This window comes from Providencia stuartii, from assembly GCF_029277985.1.
In the GTDB taxonomy this organism is placed as follows: Bacteria; Pseudomonadota; Gammaproteobacteria; order Enterobacterales; family Enterobacteriaceae; genus Providencia; species Providencia zhejiangensis.
The window spans coordinates 3,520,302-3,538,749 of sequence record NZ_CP119546.1; the positions used below are offsets into that span (position 1 = coordinate 3,520,302).

Below are 18,448 nucleotides of genomic sequence, written 5' to 3' on the forward strand. Positions count from 1 at the left end.
GGGATGAACATGAAATACGTGCCAAAAAATGAAGTAGAAATAATAATTAACCTGGTCGACTCAATACTAGCTCACGAAGATTTAGCTATTTGTGTACGTGAAGATGGAGGGGTTGCAGTTAAAACAACCAGAGATAGAAATAAAATATTAGAAAACATTGGTGACACTGATTTCACAATTTTAAAAATCAAAAAACCAATAAAAACCGATGAAGAGAAAGTCAAATATGATTATTTCGGTCAAATAGTTCTAATCCATGGGAACGGGAGCGATGTGATTAGTGACTACAGCGATAATTTAACAGGCATGTTTGGCCTGTGAGTTAACTAATTACAGTCCATTGCGGTGGGCTGTGGTGAGTTGATTAATAGATAGGAGATAGAGATGTCGGACAAAGTAAATGTCAGATAACGTGCAGGCAGTTGGTCATTTATTGCAAGAATGTGGAAATGAGTATTGAAGATTTTAATAAGTATGACCAGTTGATTAATGCTGATATGACAAACAGTGAAATCGACTCTCAACTTGCAGATATAGCCTACAAATACGGTTTTTCATGTAGTGATGATAACTATCTTGATTCTAACGAACCTGAAGAAATTGAGTTTCAAAAGATAGATTAATTTAGTTAATAACGGAGGGAGTATGACAGATAAGTATTTGTGCTTTTCCTGCAACAAAGAATTAGGCGAACAAGATAAAGCATTCATTTTTGATGTTGATTATAGCGAGAACCCATGCGCTGAAAATTCAGGTCATTGTAGTGAAGAATGCTTTTATCACTCAACAGGCAGGATTGATGAGTATCAGGAGTTGCTGGATAGAAGAGAGTTTATTAATAATTCTATTATGACAGAGGTAACGCATGACAGATAAAACAGGTGGAGCGGCTTTTCCAGTTCCAGCAACAGAATTGCATGGCACTGATACTGGCATGAGTTTACGTGATTACCTAGCGGCTAAGGCTATGCAGGGTGATTGGGCAAATCAAAGCTCAGAAGTTGGTTACTTTGCAGATTGCAACGACGAACAGCTATTTAACAATGCGAAGATCTACTACCGCATGGCAGATGCAATGTTAAAGGCTAGGAGTAATAAATGATTTCTATATCTGACTTAATTAATGAAATCGGAAGTGAAAATATATCTTTCCAGCTTTTATCAAAGACTATAACTGCTATAAAAGAAAGCACTGATAACACGACAGTCTCTTTTGTTACTGATGCTGATTTAGATGAAGAAGCTTTGGTTTTGTGGGTAGATAAAGATGTTTTTAATGAAGCATATGCAATATTAAAGGCTAGGGGGTGATATGGAATTTAAAGGAACGCCAGGGCCGTGGGTGATTGATGAATGGAGTATGACCGGCATTAATTCTGAAAGTAAACATGTTGCCTTAGTTAATTATTCCCATCATGGGCTTCCAAATGATGTTTACGAGGATGAACATGAAGCCAACGCAAACCTAATCGCAGCAGCGCCAGAGTTATTAAGTGAGCTCATTCGACTACGAAACATAGTTGCAAGCTACAAACAGGACAGTGGCGACAATTTAGATATCACTGACGCTGTTATCGCAAAAGCCCTCGGTCAGCAGTAACCCACCACAACACATTTCATATCGCTATTAATAGTGAGGAATACGCACATAAGGAATAACCATGAGTCAGTGGATTAAATACTCAGAACAAAAGCCAGAAAAGGAAGGCGTTTATCTCTGGCGAATGGACAGTAAAACCGTTCAAGGTGAAAAGGTAATCGCAAGAAAACGGATGCGAACTAGAGGTGCTGGATATCAATCAGTCCTATCACCAGAATTTGATTATTGGGATGGCTATAGATTACACGTTCCTAGCAGTCTTGAATGGATGGAAGATGATAAAAACAAACCCGATATATACATCACAGGATGTGAAAACATATCTGAATGTCCATTTTGTAATAAAGCACCAGTGTTACAAGGGTATAGCGGTTACTGGTCACCTAAGCCTCAAGATTTAAACCAGTTTAAACTAGCGTGTTGCAGATGGAATGGTTCGCCTACATATAGCGACCCAAGAGAGCTAATCAAACACTGGAATAACGCAGTTTCTAAGTAACCCACCGCACCAACACCAGAACCCAAATAGCTATGTGAGGTCATCACATGGGCGATAACTATTACTACGCAGCATTAATCATTATGACTGCAATTCTATTACCTCTACTGACGAGATAAATCATGCAAATCGATAAACATTTTCTACGTCTGGCTCAGGCACAGGCGCGAATTGCTATAAGCCAACGTTGTGATGATGTTTGGTGGTTAGCAATGGAGTTTCTCAAAGCGAGTTACGGGAGGTCTAAGTGAATAAATGCATACAGCTTTTATTGTCAACTTTTGGATGCGACCACTCCTCATCAGGAACAATTATTACTTGTGTCAACGGAAATGACATCAAGCGCATAGACGGTGATTACGGAATAATCATTAGCAAGCTACAGTTCACGGAAAAAGAACGCTACGAAAACATTAAGGAAAATGGGCAGCTTGCTGGGTTTATTGATGAAGCCATAGCAGCAGGCGACGGGCAATGGATTGTCGATTACATCAGGAGCAAAGGTAAGGTGGCAGCATGAGAATTTCAGAGTATGAACTCAAGCAAAGGCAGGATGCCGAGAAACGACGCAGGGAGCGCGAGGAAGAGGAGCAGTGGTACATCAATGATTCTCTAGGAATTAAACAACAGCCATCACCTACACGCTGGATGAGGGGGGATTATGGGTGAGTATCTAGTTAGGTGCTTCCCATCACATAAAAGCTTTGATGCTGCGCTTCAATTTGCAATAAAAGATATGGGGTTATCTAGGCAAGGAATGCCACAAGGTATTAACAGCTCAGGAGAGCAACGTGAAGCAAAAAAAGTTTGGCTGTCAAATTTAACTATGGCCAAGTACTACCCTCCTCTGCCACCTCACATAGAACAGCAACGGATCATCGAAGAACAACTTCGATATGCGAAATATTTAGCAAAAGGAATTAGCTCAAGTGCATACGGGTATGGTGAGGGTAGAAACATGGGAGATTAATTTCGGAGGTAATTATGAAATTTGCAAAAGCATTGCGGAAAAAAGCAAAGCTACGACTTGCATTAACGGGTCCTAGTGGCTCAGGTAAAACCTATGGAGCACTGGAAATAGCCAAAGGACTTGGCGGAAAAACAGCCGTGATAGACACAGAGAAAGGAAGCGCCTCACTCTACTCTGACCGATTTAATTTCGACGTACTGGAGCTAGACCCACCATTCACACCAGAGCGATTTATTGAAGCCATCGGAGCTGCGCAGGAAGCTGGTTACGACAATTTAATAATCGACAGTATTACTCATGAATGGAGCGGATCAGGTGGGTGTCTTGAATTACTGGACGGTATAGCAAAGGCCAAGTATCGAGGCAATACGTGGTCAGCATGGAGCGATATCACGCCTCGTCACAACGCCTTTCTCGACGCAATTCTACGTTCTGACCTGCACATCATCGCAACAATGAGAAGTAAAACGGAAACCGCTCAAGTTGATAAAGGTAACGGCAAGAAAGGCGTAGACAAGCTAGGCATGAAGCCAGAGCAACGGGACGGAGTTGAGTATGAATTTACTACCGTTCTCGATCTCAATCACGAAACTCACACGGCAATGGCAAGCAAGGATAGAACTGGACTGTTCAGCAACGCAGAAGTCATCCAGCTAAATGAATTAACAGGCAAAAAGCTAATGGATTGGCTTAATGATGGGCGCACGAAAGCTGAAGTGGATTTATCACACTTCACTGATATTGCAATGGAAGCACAAGACATGGATGTACTTAAAAATGCGTTTGGTGAGGCATATAAAGCGCTCAGGGATACACCAGAACAAGCGGAAGCTCAGAAGATATATGAGCTAAGAAAAGAAGAGCTAACTAAACAAGAGGCGGCGTAAATGGCTGAAAGAGGCGTCAATAAATCCATCCTTCTAGGAAGTTTAGGCAATGATCCGATCGTGAGGTATTCACCAAACGGAACCGCATTTGCTAACTTTTCGGTTGCTACAAGCGAAACGTGGAAAGATAAAAACACTGGTGAGAAACGAGAGCGCACTGATTGGCACAACATTGTCATACAAGGAAAGCTGGCAGAGGCGGCAGGCCAATACCTGAAAAAAGGAAGTCAGGTATACATTGAAGGGAAAATGCGCACCCGTAAGTATCAAGGTAATGACGGGCAAGATAAATACATTACGGAAGTTATCGTTGGCATTGATGGGAAAATGCAAATGTTAGGTGGTCGTGGTGGCGAATCATCAGGCCAAAGCCAAGGTGGTCAAAGCGGTTGGGGGCAGCCTCAGCAACCAGCGCGACAGCCTCAGCAGCCACAGCAAGCGCAGCCCGCAGATTGGAGCAAGAAAAATCCAGACGGGGAATGGATTGACGATATCCCCTTTGCCCCTATCGGACTCCCCTACCCACGCCACGCTATTTATATGATTTAACCAAAGGATATAACCATGAAAACTCTACACGGACGCTGCATCCAACAATGGAAGCGGCGATTCAAGCATGTTTGTGATTCGAAGGTTTCACCCTATTTCAGAAAGCGCGACTTAAAGGGATTTTGTCGTGAGTCTGGTGTTATTACCGCCGATGGGATGATTGAAGATATGGCTTTTAATAATGCCAAGTTTGATTTTGATGGAGAATACCACGGATGGTCACCTGAATTTTCAAAGTTCTTTGACGAGAATCGAGAGAAGTACATTAACGAAGCACGTTTATTTCTGAATGAAGAAGCCACTAATGAAGAAATAGACGACTTAATCGAAGAAGAAATTTCAAACTGGAATTAACCAAAGGATATAACCATGAAAATAGAAAGCACTATTCTGAATGTGCTAAGTAACGCACGCGCAGAAGAAAATAAATTATATTTAACTGGAGAGCTTGATAGAAATATATATTTAAAAACAAACAAAGTATTAGAGGCCGCAGGAGCTAAATGGAACAAAAAAATAAAGGCTCATTTGTTTGAAAGTGACGCACAAGAAAGAATAGACCAGATTATATTAACAGGAGAAATAACAATACCTAAAGATGATTTTGAGTTCTTCCCTACACCGCCTGAGTTAGCAAAAAAAGTAATTGACCTAGCAGAAATAAAGTCCGGAATGTCAGTATTAGAGCCTAGTGCAGGAATTGGAGCATTAGCGAAAGAAGCCACTGCTGTAGATGGGGTTAGTCTGAGTATGTATGAATTAAATCCTGAACATAACAGGCACTTAAAATCACTAAATATAGGCTTTGTTCATGAAGCATGTGACTTCTTAAAATCAGTTCCCGTTGAAAGTTTCGATAGAGTTATTATGAACCCACCGTTTGGAAAGCAAGCTGATATAAAGCATGTAACGCACGCGCTCAAATTTCTAAAGCCTAACGGAATTCTTATAGCAATAATGTCTTCATCAATAACATTTAGAACAAATAAATTAACTCTTGAGTTTTTGGAATTACTTAAATCTAGAAATCACGAAATTATTTCTCTTCCTGAAAAGAGTTTTTCCAGCTCAGGAACAAACGTAAATACAGTAATATTAAAAGTAATTAACTAAATAAATACGGACTCAGTGCAAGGATGCAAACAGGAGATAGATATGACTATTGAACAGTTACAAGAAGAAAACACAAAGTTAAAACAAGCCATCACTGATATATACCGCAACTGTGAAGAATGTGAATTTGATGGAAGCGGTACTTATTATGCAATAGAGCAAGACCACGTTAATGATGCGTATGAGCTAGTAAACCCAACGTAATAATTTAACTCGCAGGGATGCAATGAATAAAAAAATGCCGACACAGGGAGGTCGGCGAAAGTTGCACAGCTTGTAACTACTCTTTCGGATTAAGTGTAGAAGGTAAATAGGTATTTGCCATGAAACGTTTTAATCCTAGCGATTAAATAGATGCAATAAGAGGGATGAATATGATTGAGAAGCCGATTTATTATATGTCAGCAGAAAGACCAACTATTAAAGAAAGTCACTTCTCACTTTGCATCGTTAAAGTTTCTTCTGATGGTTGTGAGCTTTTATCTGAAAAGAAGTTTGCAGTAAAGCCCACAAAGCGACAAATACGAAAAGTAACTAAATTTGTAATGAATCACACTAGAAAGGTGGAGTGATGGATAAATCAAGGCAGCAATTTGAAGAGTGGTTTGCACCGCAGAAAGAAGAAATGAAGCGGAATGGGTTAGGTATGATTTCGATAACGAGAATGCACCAGCGCCAATGGATGGCATGGCAAGCATCACGCGAGAGTTTAATTAATAACTTAGAGCCTGTTGGTTATATAACTCCTGTTTCTGGACTTCTTCTTCGTAGAAAACAAAAATCATTTATTTACCCAGAAAAAACAGAAACTAATATCCCACTATATCGATTGGATTAAATAATAATGAAGCTATTTGTACTGTTATTAATTTGGCAGGGATATGTTACGCCTGTAACCGATACATTGTACACACAGCAAGAATGCGAGAGCCGTGCTATGCAAATAATGCAGGTGCGGGATGTTGAGATAGTTTGTGGTGATGTATGGAATGAAAGATAAATATTATGCTGGGATAGAAAACTATAGAGATTCGATTGAAATAGAGCCGACAATAAAAGATTGTTTTGTTTTAAATGTTCCATCTTGGAATATGGACGTTACAAAACAAGACTTAATTGATATTAGAGATACAATTAATGAAATCTTAGAGGCTGACAATGAATAAATATACCGAACTGTCTGACTTGGAAATTAATAAGCGCGTATTTGTTGCTGCAAAAATAGAACATGAAGACACGGACTTGCATAGCAATAAAGTTTTCTATGGCGATGGTGCTAATTGGATTGAATTTAATCCATGCAACAATCCAGCCGATGCAATGCCGATTATTATTGAAAATAAAATAGGGTTATCACCAATGTACCATTCTAATAAATGGACGGCTGACTGTCTTGATTATGATTTTATCTCAGTAAATAAAAACCCACTACGCGCAGCAATGGAATTATTTCTACTAATGAAGGATGCGGAGAATGAGAATAACAACAACGTTTAAAAATAAAGATGATAGTGAATTGATTGATTTCTGCAACACATGCTTAATTAGCTTTATTTCATCGCAAAATATAGATTTTGGGTATACATATAAAGACATGCAGGCTTGGATAGTTAGAAAGAAAAACGGGAATATCTCAGTCAAAGGTTATCGAAAATAATTAAATAGCATAGGTGAATTATGGATATTATCGACTCAGCAAACGAACTAGAACAATTACACATTCAAGCAGCATTATCAAATCGCCAGCCAGTAATTAAGTCAATAAACGGAATGTGCATCTGGTGTGAAGAAATGCCAGCAAAACCAAATAGCGCATATTGCAGTAAAGATTGCGGGGATGATTATGAGAAATATAAAAGGAAGAACGGAGGCGCATAAATGCAAACAGTCAGAGAATTCGCAAAAAAGCACAGAAGAAGTGATGAAACGATAAGGCGGTGGATAAGCGCTGGGAAAATATACCCAGCCCCAACATTTGACGGATATCAATATTTAATACACCCATCCGCACAAAAAATAACAAACTACGAAAATCTTAACCCAAGCATTCTCTTAAATAAAAACTGCAAACTGTTAAAAAGGATTGAGACAGATGGCAAGAAACAGAAGTCCCAAAAACGCTCACCTACCACCTAACCTATATTGTAGAAAAGGATATTACAGCTACCGAAACCCCGAAACCGGCATTGAATACGGTATAGGAAGAAATAAAGCCGAGGCGGTAAATGAAGCCATCTCGGCTAACTTGTTTATTTATGGAAAAAAAGAATCATTAATAAACAGAATGGCAAGTAACGATGCAATAAAATTTCATGATTGGATAGACAGATTTGGTGAGATTATACTCCTCCGTGATTTAAAGAAAAAGACCCTAGATGACTACCAAGGACGGTTAAAAAGGATAAAAAATAGCTTCAATAATGTTCCTTTAAATGAAATAAAAACTAAAGATATTGCTGATTACATAAATAGCATTGTTTCTGATGGGAATATAACTACAGCTAGATTGATGCGGAGTATTCTAAAAGATATGTTTAACGAAGCGATGTCGGATGGGGTGATTGATTTCAACCCCGTGGTCGCAACTAGAGTGCCTAGAAATAAAATAGCCAGAACTAGGATGTCAGAAAGTGATTACATTCAAATATACAACACAGCAGTAGAGCACTGTCAGCCTTGGGTTAGTATGAGCATGGATTTGGCTATATTAACAGGACAGCGTTCTGGTGATATTAGAAAATTAAAATGGAATGACATTTATGATGGTTACTTATGGATAGAGCAAGAGAAAACAGGAACTAAAATAGCAATACCCCTTACCATTTCAAATAATATAGCTAATAAAACTTTGCAATCAGTGCTAGATAGATGCAAGCATGAATTGAACGGAAAGGAATTCGTGCTGGTTTCACAGAAGGGTGATATGCTAGCAGATAAAACCATTGGTAAGGCTTTTTCACTAGCCAGAAGCAAAAGTGGTTTGTCATGGGAGGGTTCTCCGCCGACATTCCACGAAATCCGAAGCCTAGCATCCAGAGTGTATGGGAATGAAAAATCAAATGAGTTCGCTAACCAGCTTTTAGGACACAAATCAATGGATATGACCAGAATGTATCAGGATGATAGAGGTCTTAGTTGGAAAAAAATCGAAATTTGATATTGGATTTATTTCGAATTATTTCGGAGAGCAATCCGTAATAAAATGATTTAAAAGGGAAAAAAATGATTACTCATATCAGTCCATTAGGATCCATGGATCTACTATCTCAACTTGAAGTTGATATGTTAAAGCGCACTGCTAGCAGCCATCTTTATCGGCTATTTCGAAACTGCTCATTAGCGGTTTTGAATTCAGGAAGCTTAACAGATAACAGTAAAGATTTATTGGATAAGCATACTGACTTTGATATCAACGTATTACGCCGTGAACGTGGCGTAAAACTAGAGCTCATCAATCCACCTCAAGATGCTTTTGTCGATGGTAAAATCATCCGCTCTATACAAGCAAACCTGTTTGCTGTCCTACGTGATATCCTCTTCGTTCATGCGCAAATTATCTACGCAGAACAAAAACTGCAATTAGATTTGGAAAATGGCGCGCACCTGACTAACATCATTTTCTCTATACTACGTAACGCTCGCACACTTCATCTTGATGAAGATCCCAGCATGATCGTTTGCTGGGGCGGCCACTCAATCAATGAAACTGAGTACCTTTATGGCCGAAAAGTCGGTAATGAACTTGGTTTAAGAGAGCTGAATATCTGTACGGGGTGTGGGCCAGGCGCTATGGAAGCACCAATGAAAGGTGCGGCGGTTGGTCATGCTCAACAACGTTATAAAAATAGCCGTTTTATTGGCTTAACAGAGCCGTCTATCATTGCCGCTGAGCCACCGAATCCATTGGTGAATGAGTTGGTTATTATGCCTGATATCGAAAAACGTCTTGAAGCGTTTGTACGGCTAGCGCATGGCATTATTATTTTCCCTGGTGGTGTGGGTACCGCAGAAGAACTACTCTATTTATTAGGTATCTTGATGGATCCTGAAAATAGTGCACAGGTTCTCCCTTTGGTGTTAACGGGGCCAAAAGAAAGTGCAGAATACTTCGCTGTACTTGATGACTTTATTCGTCATACCCTTGGTGATGAGGCAAGTAAACACTACCAAATTATCATTGATGATCCCCAAGAGGTGGCTCGTGTTATGAAAAAACACATGCCTCTAGTAAAAGATAATCGCCGTAGTACAGGTGATGCGTATAGCTTTAACTGGTCAATCAAAATCAGCCCAGAGCTACAGCATCCTTTCGAGCCAACCCATGAAAACATGGCATCTTTGAACTTACACCCAGGTCAATCACCAGAGAAACTGGCATCCGACCTGCGTAGAGCGTTCTCTGGTATCGTGGCAGGTAACGTGAAAGAAGTTGGAATGAAAGCTATCGAACAGCATGGACCATTTAAAATTCATGGAGATAAAGAGATCATGCAACGCATGGATACTCTGCTAAGAGGCTTTGTAAGTCAACATCGTATGAAGCTCCCAGGCGGGACTGCCTATGAGCCTTGCTATGAAATTGTGAAATAAATGGATAAAAGCCAAGGATGGCAAAAACATGATGATCCACTTACTTATTATTGATGCACTTAATTTAATTCGTCGCATACATGCAGTACAAGGTAGCCCTTGTGGTGACAGCTGTATATCCGCTGTATTGCAGCTGATTTCGCATACCTCTCCCACCCATATCGTTGCGGTATTTGATGAAGAAGGTAGGCATAATAGCTGGCGGCATGAAAAGTTACCTGACTATAAAGCGGGCCGACAACCCATGCCTGATAATTTACAGGCTGAGCTCCCGACATTAATCAACCAGTTTGAATCCAAAGGTATTCATTGTTGGCAATCACATGGGGATGAGGCCGATGATCTTGCGGCCACCTTAGCAAAAAAAATCGCCGATGCCGGACAAACCGTCACCATAGTGTCGACCGATAAAGGCTATTGCCAATTACTCTCCCCCGCCATTCGCATCCGTGATTATTTTCAAAAACGTTGGCTAGATGTCCCATTTATTGAGAAAGAATTTGGCGTACAGCCACACCAACTACCTGATTACTGGGGATTAGCGGGCATTAGTAGCAGTAAAGTCCCCGGCGTTACAGGGATTGGAGCGAAAAGCGCCACATTACTTTTACAGCAGTATCACTCAATTGAAAATTTATTTGCTAACTTAGAGAATGTTGACGAGAAATGGCGAAAAAAACTCATTGGCCAACTCGATATTGCCACAACTTGCCGTGATATTGCGACATTAAGAACGGATATCGCATTACAAGGCAACCTAAACCAACTACGTTATCAGATTAAATCATCTTCATAAAAAAACTGCACCTTACTTCGCCATTTATCAGCGTTTGGGGTGCAGTGATAAGTGATGGGACCCGTCTAATGTTTAATCACGTATTGGCGCATAAGCCGACCAAATTCGCTGAACATGTACGGTGATCTCCTCACGGTCATGGTAAAGCTGTTTTGCTTGAATACGGACATTAATGCCTTGCTCTTTTAACTGAGTAAACATTTTATCCAGAATATGAGAAACTTCCTCATAACGTTTCTTCATTGGCAATTTTAAATTGAAAATGGTTTCTCGGCACCAACCTTCTAATAACCAATGCGTCATTAACGCAGCAACTTTTGCAGGTTTTTCAACCATATCACAGACTAACCAAGTGATATTTTTGGTATTTGGCTCGAATTTAAACCCATCAACCTGATGATGCCTAACCTGCCCTGTATCCATCAAACTTTGTGCCATCGGGCCGTTATCCACGGCATGTACCATCATACTTCGCTTAACTAATTGATACGTCCAACCACCGGGGCATGCACCAAGGTCAACCGCATTCATACCACTCGCTAAACGCTCTTCCCACTCATCATAGGGAATAAAAACATGGAACGCTTCTTCTAGCTTCAACGTTGAACGGCTAGGCGCATCCGATGGGAATTTAAGACGCGGAATCCCCATATAAAATGGAGAAGTATTCGAACTATATGAATAGCCTGTATAGCAGCAACCAGGCGCAATAAAGAAAACATGAATAATAGGACGTTTAAAGTTTTCTTTAGCCAGCAAAATTTTTTCTTTGCGCAGTGCATTACGCAAAGGCACTGTAAACTTACGGCAAAACTTCAGTAGCTCTTTGCTTTCGTTAGTATCAGCAACTTCAACACGAAGATCACCAGCCCGCTCCACCTGCTGGCTGAGTACACTTACAATCGGTGAAATGCGATCTTCAGGAGGCAAATCTTTCAGCAATTCGCCAACCACAAACATTTGACGTGCAAAAATCAATTCACGAAAAGGCAGCTCACGGGCAAGTTTATCGGCATCTTCAGCCTGATAACACTCAAAAATAACATAGCCGCTATTTTCTTTGACTCGAGCAAAACCAAAAACGTCTTTTTGCCCTGCTTTATCTGTAATTTCTGCCGCACACTCTTTTTCAAATCCAGGACGACAATATAATGCAATTTTATTACTCATGGCGTAACGCCGGTTTCCTTAGACGCATAGCGCCGATAACGACCAACAGCCAGCCAATAAGAAAACAAACTCCCCCTACTGGCGTAAAATAGGAAAAGTATTTTACCTGTAACAAGGCCATACAATAAAGGCTACCACTAAAAAGAAGTATACCTACAGCAAAAAAAACACCACACCAGTAAAACCAAAGGATCACTTTGCGTAATAAAATAGCCCCCAGTACCATTAAGGCGACTGTGTGTAGCATTTGATAACGCAAACCAATTTCAATCCATTCCATCTGATGGGCACTCATAATCGATGACAGTGCGTGAGTACCAATAGCACCAAAGGCCACCGTAAAAAACCCACTAATCCCAGCAAAAATTAACATCAAACGACTATTCACAGTAACACCTTTTATTTACTATAACCGAAATAACCCCAGTCGCCTTAAGATGACCTAATAACATTCCTATACATTCAATCAACTGAGTGCCGTTTTCACTATGCAACTAACTACAATTTGAAGAATAATGGGCATGTATAATTACTAAATAAGTGCAATATCTTGATCACCTGTAATAAAACCCAATTTTTCTTGTTCGCTTGCCGCTTGAGCCAAAATCCATTGACGAAATGCGGCTATTTTACCTAAATCAGCTTGGTTTTCCTGACACACAAGGTAAAACGCATTTTTGCTCACCAAAACTTCGCTAAATGGGCAAACTAAACGACCTGCGTCTATTTCATTTTTAGCCATAACATTATTCGTTAATGCCACACCCTGCCCGTGCACGGCAGCCTGAATGACCATCGCACTGTGACTAAAAATAGGCCCTTGTTGGACATTAATAACATTATGCAATTCTAATTGGCGAACATAAGCTTGCCAATCCCGACGAGAAGAATCATGCAATAAAGTATGATTCACCAAATCTTCGGGTTGCTTTAATGGATATTGTCCGGTCAATAATACCGGAGAACAAACCGGCATTAAATATTCAGCATATAATCTGTCTGTTCTAAGCCCAGACCAATTCCCTCGTCCATAGAAAATAGCGACATCAACATCATCGGCTAATTTATCTTCTTCTCGATCAACTGCTTGAATCCGCACATCGATCCCTGGATATGCTTGGTTAAAACTAGAAAGACGAGGCACAAGCCATTGTATCGCAAAGCTAGGAGATAAACTGACTGTTAGTGCCCCTTTGGCGCTACGTGCCTGTAATTTCCTTGTAGCCTCATTGATAGAGGAGAATATTTCTTTAATATCAAGGTAGTAGCTTTGCCCCTCTTCCGTTAATAGCAAAGAGCGATTACGGCGGCGAAATAATTTCAACCCAAGGAAATCTTCCAAGCTTTTCATTTGGTGGCTAACAGCAGCTTGGGTTACAAACAACTCTTCTGCCGCTTTAGTAAAACTTAAATGACGAGCGGCTGCATCAAATACTCTTAACGCATTAAGTGGCGGTAATCTTTTAGACATAATCACTTCTACTCGACAGGGTTATATGCATTAGTTTTTTTCATCCGAAGCATTATAAATTGTCCATTGAGGATACGCCAGTAAATACCTATAGTATGCGCACTTCCTAAGCCGGAACGAAAAGTTACAGAGTTTGGTTACTTTGAAACTTTTGGCTTTGTGGTTGTGATGTTGTGTTTGCAAGTTGTCTGGGAATGCCAGACTTTGTAGCTTTAGCTACTGTTTTTTTCACTTCCTGTACATTTACCCTGTCTGTCCATAGTGATTTTTGTGATGCACCGCCTAAGTTGCGGTGCTTTTTTTTGCAGACAAGCAAAAGAAAAAATCTAAAAAAGACAACGTGTAAACAAGTTTACAGAAAATCTTCATCGTTAGATATTTAAGATTAATCTTGAAGTTAACGTAATGAGATATCTCGTCACCAATAATGATAAAAGAAAAGTGATTGCAATCTGTCGCAAAAGACATAATCATTCCAAAATACTTTCTAAATTTCTCGCACCATCACGGGTCACCATCAAAAATTAACACAATAAAAAGTGCAGCGCGTAAATTTAAAAAGTATTAACAACGTCGGTTAAAAAAACACATATTCAGACAAAGAACACATACAATGGATCATTTTTCTGCCAAGCAGTTTCGAGAACAATTTCCCGCTATCCAGTCTCATACCGTTCACCTAGATAGTGCCGCGACAGCCTTAAAACCAATCTCCATGTCTCAAGCCTCAAATGACTACTATCTCCACTCTGGTAGTTCAGTTTATCGCGGGCAATCTCCTGAATCATTGAGAATAACTCAAAATTACGAACAAGGCCGAGTACGTGTTGCGAAATTGATTAACGCAGAAGATGAAAACACAATTATTTGGACGCGCGGCACCACAGAATCTATTAATCTTATTGCGCAAAGCTATTTTAGGCATCATTTAAAGCCTAATGATGAAATTATTGTCAGCGAATTAGAACACCATTCAAATTTACTGCCTTGGCTAATCCTCGCTCAGCAAACGGGCGCAAAAATAATCAAATGGCCGATCAATCAAGACCAAACTCTACATATTGAGAAATTGAAGCAATTGCTTACCCCTAATAGCAAAGTGATTGCTATCACTCAAATGTCAAACGTAACAGGCTATCAACCGGATTTAACAGCGATTACTTCACTGGCACATAAGGCAGGTGCTCTCGTTGTCGTTGATGGCGCACAAGGCGTTGTACATAGCCCAATGGATGTTTGTGCCATGGATATCGACTTTTATGCTTTCTCCGCTCACAAACTTTATGGACCGACTGGCCTAGGGGTTTGTTACGGTAAACCTAATTTACTGGCAGCAATGTCTCCTTGGCACGGCGGCGGAAAAATGCTGTCAGAAGTCAGTTTTGACCACTTTACCCCTGCTCCTATTCCCCATTGTTTTGAGGCTGGTACACCGAATATTGCTGGGGTCATCGCTTTTTCAGCGACGCTGGATTGGTTATCTGAAATCGATTTACACCACCGTGAGGCGCATTGCTGCTCATTGATAAATTATGCCCATGAGCAACTGAAATCACTCCCAGGATTTACTTGCTACAGCGAACCCAATACCCCTTTGCTTTCCTTCAATTTTGACGGCATACACCATAGTGATTTGGGCCTATTATTGACTGAACAAAAAATTGCATTACGCTATGGGCAACATTGTGCGCAACCATTAATGGATGCACTCGATATTAGAGGCTGCTTACGTATTTCTGTCATGCCATACAATAATCTGCAAGATATTGATAAATTTATTAATGCGCTAAAGTTTGCACTCTCAATACTGAATGATGAATAAGGAAGCCTAATGACTTCAATAACACCAACATTTGCGCCGCATCCTTTTGGAACAGAACTGAAAATTGAGGCAATAGTAGAGCAATTTTCAACACAAAAGGCGTGGGAAGATAAATATCGTTCACTCATCCAACTTGCTCGCCAATTACCAACGCTGACTGAAGAACAGAAACAACACACTCAGGAAGTGAAAGGATGTGAAAATAGAGTTTGGATTGGCGCGAGATTGAATGACGACAACACCTTCCATTTTTACGGTGATAGTGAAGGACGCGTCGTTAAAGGGTTGTTTGCGATTTTATTAGCGGCGGTAGAACACAAAACCAGTCAAGAAATCCTTGCTATCGATTTTAAAGAGATCCTCAATAGCACTGGGTTGTCTGGTCAGTTAAGCGAATCACGACAAAATGGAATAGCCGCATTAATCACGACTATCCGTAATTTTGCTAGCGAAATGACACCTACCGAATAATGCACTAGAGGCTATTGCTATAGCCTCAGTTGCTTGCTCTATTTTCTCGCTCTAATTTTGCAACCATCTTTTTAAGCGCATGTGAAACAGCAATAAATCCAAAACTTGCCGTGACCATCGTTGCCGCGCCAAAGCCTGAGGCGCAATCCATTCTTTTGGAACCGTCGGCAGTACTCTTAGCAGCACAGACTGAGCCATCACTTTGTGGATAGACTAATTGTTCCGTTGAAAAGACACAATCTATGCCTAATTTACCTTTGCTATTTTTAACCACATTAAAATCAGATTTTAAACGTTCCCGTAATTTAGCCGCGAGCGGGTCTTGAACGGTTTTTGCCAAATCGGTTACTTGAATTTGCGTTGGATCGATCTGTCCGCCTGCGCCTCCCGTCGTGATGACAGGAATTTTATAACGACGGCAATAGGCTAACAACGCCGCTTTAGGCCTGACACTATCAATCGCATCAATCACATAATCAAACCCAGTCGAGAGCAATTCTGCCACATTGTCTACCGTCACAAAATCATCAACAATATTCACTGTACATTCAGGGTTGATTTCGAGCAGCCTAGCTTGCATCACTGAAACTTTTGGCTGACCAATCGTTGATTTTAGGGCATGCAACTGGCGATTAGTGTTAGTGACACAGATATCGTCCATGTCAATCAGCGTAATCGCGCCTATTCCAGTTCGAGCCAAGGCTTCAGCAGCCCAAACCCCGACCCCTCCAACGCCAATAACACAAACATGGGAGCGGGCAAAAAGCGATAATGCATGTTGTCCATAAAGGCGCCCGATCCCAGCAAAGCGCTGCATCCAAGCATCTGAAAGCTTAGTTTGCATAGTCAATAACAACCTTAATAACTACTTGCTACCGAACAGTGGCTGGCTCTTTTTCAAGACCCACACTCTTCCGTAATGATTATAATAACCGGCCATTTTTCCTGCCTCATGGCCTGTTCCATGATAAATATCGAAATGATGACCTTTAATCGCACCACCAACATCTAAGGCAATCATCATACGCATTTCATAGCGTCCCGTAAATTTACCTGTGTTATCAAGTACTGGAATCTCTGCCAACAGCGCTGTGCCTGGGGGGATAAGGGTTTTATCTGAAGCAACTGACGCTTTAGCGATTAACGGAACCGCGCTCGCTCCTCTGACTGGCACAAATGATTGTGGCTTAAAGAAGACAAAAGAAGTATTTTCCTCAAGCAATTGGCGCACTTCTTGTTCGCTATGACTATTGGCCCAATCATGGATGGCTTGCAGTGACATTTTTTCTAGGGGTACTTCACCGCGGTCAACAAGCACTTTACCAATACTCTTATAAGCATGGCCATTTTTACCTGCATAACCAAAGAAATTCAAAGGGCTACCATCGCCAAAGTCAACATAACCGCTACCTTGAACTTCCATCATAAAATTATCGATAGCAGAATTACTGTAAGCTAAAATTAAATTGTCACTTAAAGCGCCATTATAAATCGCGGCTCGACTTGGTAAGCGTTTTTTCCCCTTTGGCGGCATTCCATACAAGGGATGCTGAAAAGCGCCCTGCTTTGTGCGGCGCGCTTCAATAACTGGGGTGTAATACCCTGTAAATTGTACGTTGCCATAATTATCGACACCTTCCATTTGGAATGCCGTTAAATTGAAATTAGTCAGCTTTTTCGGGTCTCCTCCTGCCATTAACCAATTTTCGATAGCATGGTAGGTGTCATTGTTATTTTGAAATAAACGCGGCGATGCATTTTTGATTTCATAAACTTGCTGACTAAAATCGTGTGAATTGATAGGGCGTCCTTGAACATTCAGTTGACTGACTTGCTGAAGGTCTTGATTTAAACGTCCATCTTTATATTGCTGTCCTTTGTCTGTCGGATGAGACTGACAGCCAACAAGCAAAGTAACAAGCGCACTTGCTATACACCACTTTTTCCATAATTTCATATGATATCGCCCACATCAATCCAATATGAAGCGCACAATAGCAAACCCCAATAAATAATGAAACGGCTAATCATATATATACTCATGGTCGCTAGAATGGTTTCAACCTAATTTCCCAAAAATGCTACTGAACACAGGCTCTATCGGCATCGTGAATTCATTTTATTGTCGATAAATTATCCAGTTAAACGTTTTTAAGTAGAACCTTAGACAAAACCCATTACGACTTCAATGATTGCCCCTAACGATTAAAAAAACACCACAACGATGATATTTTGTTCTATCTGTGCTGGATTTTGAAAAAAAAACACAAAAAAACTTGCATCAGATCTCATCCCGAGTATAGTGCCCGCTATCGGACGCGGGGTGGAGCAGCTTGGTAGCTCGTCGGGCTCATAACCCGAAGGTCGTCGGTTCAAATCCGGCCCCCGCAACCAATAAAAAATCAGCATCAAAAATATTTCAGGCGCGGGATGGAGCAGCCTGGTAGCTCGTCGGGCTCATAACCCGAAGGTCGTCGGTTCAAATCCGGCTCCCGCAACCAATATCCCCT

The 18,448-nt window shown here is 40.7% G+C and carries 30 protein-coding genes and 2 tRNA genes; 27 read left to right on the top strand and 5 right to left on the bottom strand.

Going from position 1 to position 18,448, the window contains the following annotated elements; all coding sequences use genetic code 11:
• Window positions 1-9: 9 nt before the first annotated feature.
• The 23 genes from P2E05_RS15840 (at window position 10) to xni (ending at window position 11,004) form a co-directional block, all read left to right on the top strand.
• Window positions 10-321, top strand: coding sequence for a hypothetical protein (locus P2E05_RS15840; RefSeq protein WP_136134470.1), 312 nt, complete (start codon window positions 10-12; stop codon window positions 319-321).
• Between the two features lie 128 nt (window positions 322-449).
• Window positions 450-623, top strand: a complete 174-nt coding sequence (locus P2E05_RS15845; RefSeq protein ID WP_207392891.1) for a hypothetical protein — start codon at window positions 450-452, stop codon at window positions 621-623.
• Between the two features lie 22 nt (window positions 624-645).
• Window positions 646-876 carry a hypothetical protein gene (locus P2E05_RS15850; RefSeq protein ID WP_272682937.1) on the top strand — a complete coding sequence of 77 codons (231 nt, stop codon included), beginning with the start codon at window positions 646-648 and terminating at the stop codon, window positions 874-876.
• Window positions 866-1,102 carry a hypothetical protein gene (locus P2E05_RS15855; RefSeq protein ID WP_276122892.1) on the top strand — a complete coding sequence of 79 codons (237 nt, stop codon included), beginning with the start codon at window positions 866-868 and terminating at the stop codon, window positions 1,100-1,102. Before P2E05_RS15850 ends, P2E05_RS15855 begins: the two co-directional genes overlap by 11 nt.
• A complete protein-coding gene (locus P2E05_RS15860) occupies window positions 1,099-1,311 on the top strand; it encodes a hypothetical protein (protein ID WP_129467332.1) in 213 nt (70 codons plus the stop codon). Before P2E05_RS15855 ends, P2E05_RS15860 begins: the two co-directional genes overlap by 4 nt.
• A 1-nt stretch (window position 1,312) precedes the next feature.
• Entirely contained in the window at window positions 1,313-1,600 is a 288-nt protein-coding gene (locus P2E05_RS15865) for a hypothetical protein (protein ID WP_166185608.1), read from the top strand.
• 61 nt (window positions 1,601-1,661) lie between these two features.
• Window positions 1,662-2,099: a hypothetical protein gene (locus P2E05_RS15870; RefSeq protein ID WP_196713562.1), complete on the top strand. Its 438-nt coding sequence runs from the start codon at window positions 1,662-1,664 to the stop codon at window positions 2,097-2,099.
• A 247-nt stretch (window positions 2,100-2,346) separates the two neighbouring features.
• Window positions 2,347-2,619 (top strand): hypothetical protein, encoded by a 273-nt coding sequence (locus P2E05_RS15875; protein WP_154611335.1) that lies wholly within the window; start codon window positions 2,347-2,349, stop codon window positions 2,617-2,619.
• Between the two features lie 141 nt (window positions 2,620-2,760).
• On the top strand, window positions 2,761-3,069 hold the full coding sequence (locus P2E05_RS15880) for a hypothetical protein (RefSeq protein ID WP_276122894.1): 309 nt from the start codon (window positions 2,761-2,763) through the stop codon (window positions 3,067-3,069).
• Window positions 3,070-3,083: 14 nt separating this feature from the next.
• Window positions 3,084-3,956: an ATP-binding protein gene (locus P2E05_RS15885; RefSeq protein ID WP_061064266.1), complete on the top strand. Its 873-nt coding sequence runs from the start codon at window positions 3,084-3,086 to the stop codon at window positions 3,954-3,956.
• Window positions 3,957-4,505: a single-stranded DNA-binding protein gene (gene ssb / locus P2E05_RS15890; protein ID WP_272692171.1), complete on the top strand. Its 549-nt coding sequence runs from the start codon at window positions 3,957-3,959 to the stop codon at window positions 4,503-4,505. It begins immediately after the preceding gene.
• Window positions 4,506-4,520: 15 nt separating this feature from the next.
• A complete protein-coding gene (locus P2E05_RS15895; RefSeq protein WP_154623696.1) occupies window positions 4,521-4,859 on the top strand; it encodes a hypothetical protein in 339 nt (112 codons plus the stop codon).
• Between the two features lie 15 nt (window positions 4,860-4,874).
• Window positions 4,875-5,618 (top strand): methyltransferase, encoded by a 744-nt coding sequence (locus tag P2E05_RS15900; protein ID WP_154635705.1) that lies wholly within the window; start codon window positions 4,875-4,877, stop codon window positions 5,616-5,618.
• A 42-nt stretch (window positions 5,619-5,660) separates the two neighbouring features.
• On the top strand, window positions 5,661-5,822 hold the full coding sequence (locus P2E05_RS15905; protein ID WP_154622819.1) for a hook protein: 162 nt from the start codon (window positions 5,661-5,663) through the stop codon (window positions 5,820-5,822).
• 194 nt (window positions 5,823-6,016) lie between these two features.
• Complete coding sequence (locus P2E05_RS21970; protein WP_419555478.1) at window positions 6,017-6,190, top strand: DUF7279 family protein; 174 nt, start codon at window positions 6,017-6,019, stop codon at window positions 6,188-6,190.
• Window positions 6,190-6,456, top strand: a complete 267-nt coding sequence (locus P2E05_RS15910) for a hypothetical protein (RefSeq protein ID WP_105874290.1) — start codon at window positions 6,190-6,192, stop codon at window positions 6,454-6,456. The genes P2E05_RS21970 and P2E05_RS15910 overlap by 1 nt, the downstream gene beginning before the upstream one ends.
• Before the next feature lie 151 nt (window positions 6,457-6,607).
• Window positions 6,608-6,784, top strand: coding sequence for a hypothetical protein (locus tag P2E05_RS15915; protein WP_272578257.1), 177 nt, complete (start codon window positions 6,608-6,610; stop codon window positions 6,782-6,784).
• Window positions 6,777-7,115: a phage protein NinX family protein gene (locus P2E05_RS15920; protein WP_272578258.1), complete on the top strand. Its 339-nt coding sequence runs from the start codon at window positions 6,777-6,779 to the stop codon at window positions 7,113-7,115. Before P2E05_RS15915 ends, P2E05_RS15920 begins: the two co-directional genes overlap by 8 nt.
• Before the next feature lie 180 nt (window positions 7,116-7,295).
• Window positions 7,296-7,496, top strand: coding sequence for a hypothetical protein (locus tag P2E05_RS15925; RefSeq protein ID WP_150376421.1), 201 nt, complete (start codon window positions 7,296-7,298; stop codon window positions 7,494-7,496).
• Window positions 7,497-7,754, top strand: a complete 258-nt coding sequence (locus tag P2E05_RS15930; protein ID WP_071599637.1) for an excisionase — start codon at window positions 7,497-7,499, stop codon at window positions 7,752-7,754.
• Window positions 7,711-8,775, top strand: coding sequence for a site-specific integrase (locus tag P2E05_RS15935; protein ID WP_104873267.1), 1,065 nt, complete (start codon window positions 7,711-7,713; stop codon window positions 8,773-8,775). Before P2E05_RS15930 ends, P2E05_RS15935 begins: the two co-directional genes overlap by 44 nt.
• Before the next feature lie 65 nt (window positions 8,776-8,840).
• A complete protein-coding gene (gene ppnN / locus P2E05_RS15940) occupies window positions 8,841-10,208 on the top strand; it encodes a nucleotide 5'-monophosphate nucleosidase PpnN (protein ID WP_154622487.1) in 1,368 nt (455 codons plus the stop codon).
• A 31-nt stretch (window positions 10,209-10,239) separates the two neighbouring features.
• A complete protein-coding gene (gene xni / locus P2E05_RS15945) occupies window positions 10,240-11,004 on the top strand; it encodes a flap endonuclease Xni (RefSeq protein ID WP_247046717.1) in 765 nt (254 codons plus the stop codon).
• 72 nt (window positions 11,005-11,076) lie between these two features.
• Here xni and rlmM read toward each other — a convergent pair whose 3' ends face one another.
• The 3 genes from rlmM to P2E05_RS15960 form a co-directional block, all read right to left on the bottom strand.
• The gene (gene rlmM, locus P2E05_RS15950) at window positions 11,077-12,174 is read right to left on the bottom strand and encodes a 23S rRNA (cytidine(2498)-2'-O)-methyltransferase RlmM (RefSeq protein ID WP_154622488.1); all 1,098 of its coding nucleotides are present in this window, start codon (window positions 12,172-12,174) and stop codon (window positions 11,077-11,079) included.
• Window positions 12,167-12,562: a DUF423 domain-containing protein gene (locus P2E05_RS15955; protein WP_163862859.1), complete on the bottom strand. Its 396-nt coding sequence runs from the start codon at window positions 12,560-12,562 to the stop codon at window positions 12,167-12,169. The genes rlmM and P2E05_RS15955 overlap by 8 nt, the downstream gene beginning before the upstream one ends.
• Window positions 12,563-12,706: 144 nt before the next feature.
• On the bottom strand, window positions 12,707-13,645 hold the full coding sequence (locus P2E05_RS15960; RefSeq protein ID WP_154622489.1) for a transcriptional regulator GcvA: 939 nt from the start codon (window positions 13,643-13,645) through the stop codon (window positions 12,707-12,709).
• Between the two features lie 613 nt (window positions 13,646-14,258).
• Between P2E05_RS15960 and csdA the strand changes: the two genes are divergently transcribed.
• Both csdA and csdE read left to right on the top strand, forming a co-directional pair.
• A complete protein-coding gene (gene csdA / locus P2E05_RS15965) occupies window positions 14,259-15,467 on the top strand; it encodes a cysteine desulfurase CsdA (protein ID WP_154622490.1) in 1,209 nt (402 codons plus the stop codon).
• 9 nt (window positions 15,468-15,476) lie between these two features.
• Entirely contained in the window at window positions 15,477-15,938 is a 462-nt protein-coding gene (gene csdE / locus P2E05_RS15970) for a cysteine desulfurase sulfur acceptor subunit CsdE (protein WP_154622491.1), read from the top strand.
• 25 nt (window positions 15,939-15,963) lie between these two features.
• Here csdE and tcdA read toward each other — a convergent pair whose 3' ends face one another.
• Together tcdA and mltA are read right to left on the bottom strand one after the other, a co-directional pair.
• Window positions 15,964-16,782 carry a tRNA cyclic N6-threonylcarbamoyladenosine(37) synthase TcdA gene (tcdA, locus tag P2E05_RS15975; protein WP_272657308.1) on the bottom strand — a complete coding sequence of 273 codons (819 nt, stop codon included), beginning with the start codon at window positions 16,780-16,782 and terminating at the stop codon, window positions 15,964-15,966.
• Between the two features lie 21 nt (window positions 16,783-16,803).
• Window positions 16,804-17,895, bottom strand: a complete 1,092-nt coding sequence (gene mltA / locus P2E05_RS15980; RefSeq protein WP_154622493.1) for a murein transglycosylase A — start codon at window positions 17,893-17,895, stop codon at window positions 16,804-16,806.
• 360 nt (window positions 17,896-18,255) lie between these two features.
• Here mltA and P2E05_RS15985 point away from each other — a divergent pair.
• A tRNA-Met gene (locus P2E05_RS15985) sits at window positions 18,256-18,332 on the top strand.
• A 30-nt stretch (window positions 18,333-18,362) separates the two neighbouring features.
• A tRNA-Met gene (locus P2E05_RS15990) sits at window positions 18,363-18,439 on the top strand.
• Window positions 18,440-18,448 lie beyond the last annotated feature (9 nt).

What these genes read in the sequence shown, in the direction of transcription:
- P2E05_RS15840 (WP_136134470.1), top strand. Translation starts at nt 10, where the DNA reads ATGAAATACGTGCCAAAAAATGAAGTAGAAATAATAATTAACCTGGTC.
- P2E05_RS15845 (WP_207392891.1), top strand. Translation starts at nt 450, where the DNA reads ATGAGTATTGAAGATTTTAATAAGTATGACCAGTTGATTAATGCTGAT.
- P2E05_RS15850 (WP_272682937.1), top strand. Translation starts at nt 646, where the DNA reads ATGACAGATAAGTATTTGTGCTTTTCCTGCAACAAAGAATTAGGCGAA.
- P2E05_RS15855 (WP_276122892.1), top strand. Translation starts at nt 866, where the DNA reads ATGACAGATAAAACAGGTGGAGCGGCTTTTCCAGTTCCAGCAACAGAA.
- P2E05_RS15860 (WP_129467332.1), top strand. Translation starts at nt 1,099, where the DNA reads ATGATTTCTATATCTGACTTAATTAATGAAATCGGAAGTGAAAATATA.
- P2E05_RS15865 (WP_166185608.1), top strand. Translation starts at nt 1,313, where the DNA reads ATGGAATTTAAAGGAACGCCAGGGCCGTGGGTGATTGATGAATGGAGT.
- P2E05_RS15870 (WP_196713562.1), top strand. Translation starts at nt 1,662, where the DNA reads ATGAGTCAGTGGATTAAATACTCAGAACAAAAGCCAGAAAAGGAAGGC.
- P2E05_RS15880 (WP_276122894.1), top strand. Translation starts at nt 2,761, where the DNA reads ATGGGTGAGTATCTAGTTAGGTGCTTCCCATCACATAAAAGCTTTGAT.
- P2E05_RS15885 (WP_061064266.1), top strand. Translation starts at nt 3,084, where the DNA reads ATGAAATTTGCAAAAGCATTGCGGAAAAAAGCAAAGCTACGACTTGCA.
- ssb (WP_272692171.1), top strand. Translation starts at nt 3,957, where the DNA reads ATGGCTGAAAGAGGCGTCAATAAATCCATCCTTCTAGGAAGTTTAGGC.
- P2E05_RS15895 (WP_154623696.1), top strand. Translation starts at nt 4,521, where the DNA reads ATGAAAACTCTACACGGACGCTGCATCCAACAATGGAAGCGGCGATTC.
- P2E05_RS15900 (WP_154635705.1), top strand. Translation starts at nt 4,875, where the DNA reads ATGAAAATAGAAAGCACTATTCTGAATGTGCTAAGTAACGCACGCGCA.
- P2E05_RS15905 (WP_154622819.1), top strand. Translation starts at nt 5,661, where the DNA reads ATGACTATTGAACAGTTACAAGAAGAAAACACAAAGTTAAAACAAGCC.
- P2E05_RS21970 (WP_419555478.1), top strand. Translation starts at nt 6,017, where the DNA reads ATGTCAGCAGAAAGACCAACTATTAAAGAAAGTCACTTCTCACTTTGC.
- P2E05_RS15910 (WP_105874290.1), top strand. Translation starts at nt 6,190, where the DNA reads ATGGATAAATCAAGGCAGCAATTTGAAGAGTGGTTTGCACCGCAGAAA.
- P2E05_RS15915 (WP_272578257.1), top strand. Translation starts at nt 6,608, where the DNA reads ATGAAAGATAAATATTATGCTGGGATAGAAAACTATAGAGATTCGATT.
- P2E05_RS15920 (WP_272578258.1), top strand. Translation starts at nt 6,777, where the DNA reads ATGAATAAATATACCGAACTGTCTGACTTGGAAATTAATAAGCGCGTA.
- P2E05_RS15925 (WP_150376421.1), top strand. Translation starts at nt 7,296, where the DNA reads ATGGATATTATCGACTCAGCAAACGAACTAGAACAATTACACATTCAA.
- P2E05_RS15930 (WP_071599637.1), top strand. Translation starts at nt 7,497, where the DNA reads ATGCAAACAGTCAGAGAATTCGCAAAAAAGCACAGAAGAAGTGATGAA.
- P2E05_RS15935 (WP_104873267.1), top strand. Translation starts at nt 7,711, where the DNA reads ATGGCAAGAAACAGAAGTCCCAAAAACGCTCACCTACCACCTAACCTA.
- ppnN (WP_154622487.1), top strand. Translation starts at nt 8,841, where the DNA reads ATGATTACTCATATCAGTCCATTAGGATCCATGGATCTACTATCTCAA.
- xni (WP_247046717.1), top strand. Translation starts at nt 10,240, where the DNA reads ATGATCCACTTACTTATTATTGATGCACTTAATTTAATTCGTCGCATA.
- rlmM (WP_154622488.1), bottom strand. Translation starts at nt 12,174, where the DNA reads ATGAGTAATAAAATTGCATTATATTGTCGTCCTGGATTTGAAAAAGAG.
- P2E05_RS15960 (WP_154622489.1), bottom strand. Translation starts at nt 13,645, where the DNA reads ATGTCTAAAAGATTACCGCCACTTAATGCGTTAAGAGTATTTGATGCA.
- csdA (WP_154622490.1), top strand. Translation starts at nt 14,259, where the DNA reads ATGGATCATTTTTCTGCCAAGCAGTTTCGAGAACAATTTCCCGCTATC.
- csdE (WP_154622491.1), top strand. Translation starts at nt 15,477, where the DNA reads ATGACTTCAATAACACCAACATTTGCGCCGCATCCTTTTGGAACAGAA.
- tcdA (WP_272657308.1), bottom strand. Translation starts at nt 16,782, where the DNA reads ATGCAAACTAAGCTTTCAGATGCTTGGATGCAGCGCTTTGCTGGGATC.
- mltA (WP_154622493.1), bottom strand. Translation starts at nt 17,895, where the DNA reads ATGAAATTATGGAAAAAGTGGTGTATAGCAAGTGCGCTTGTTACTTTG.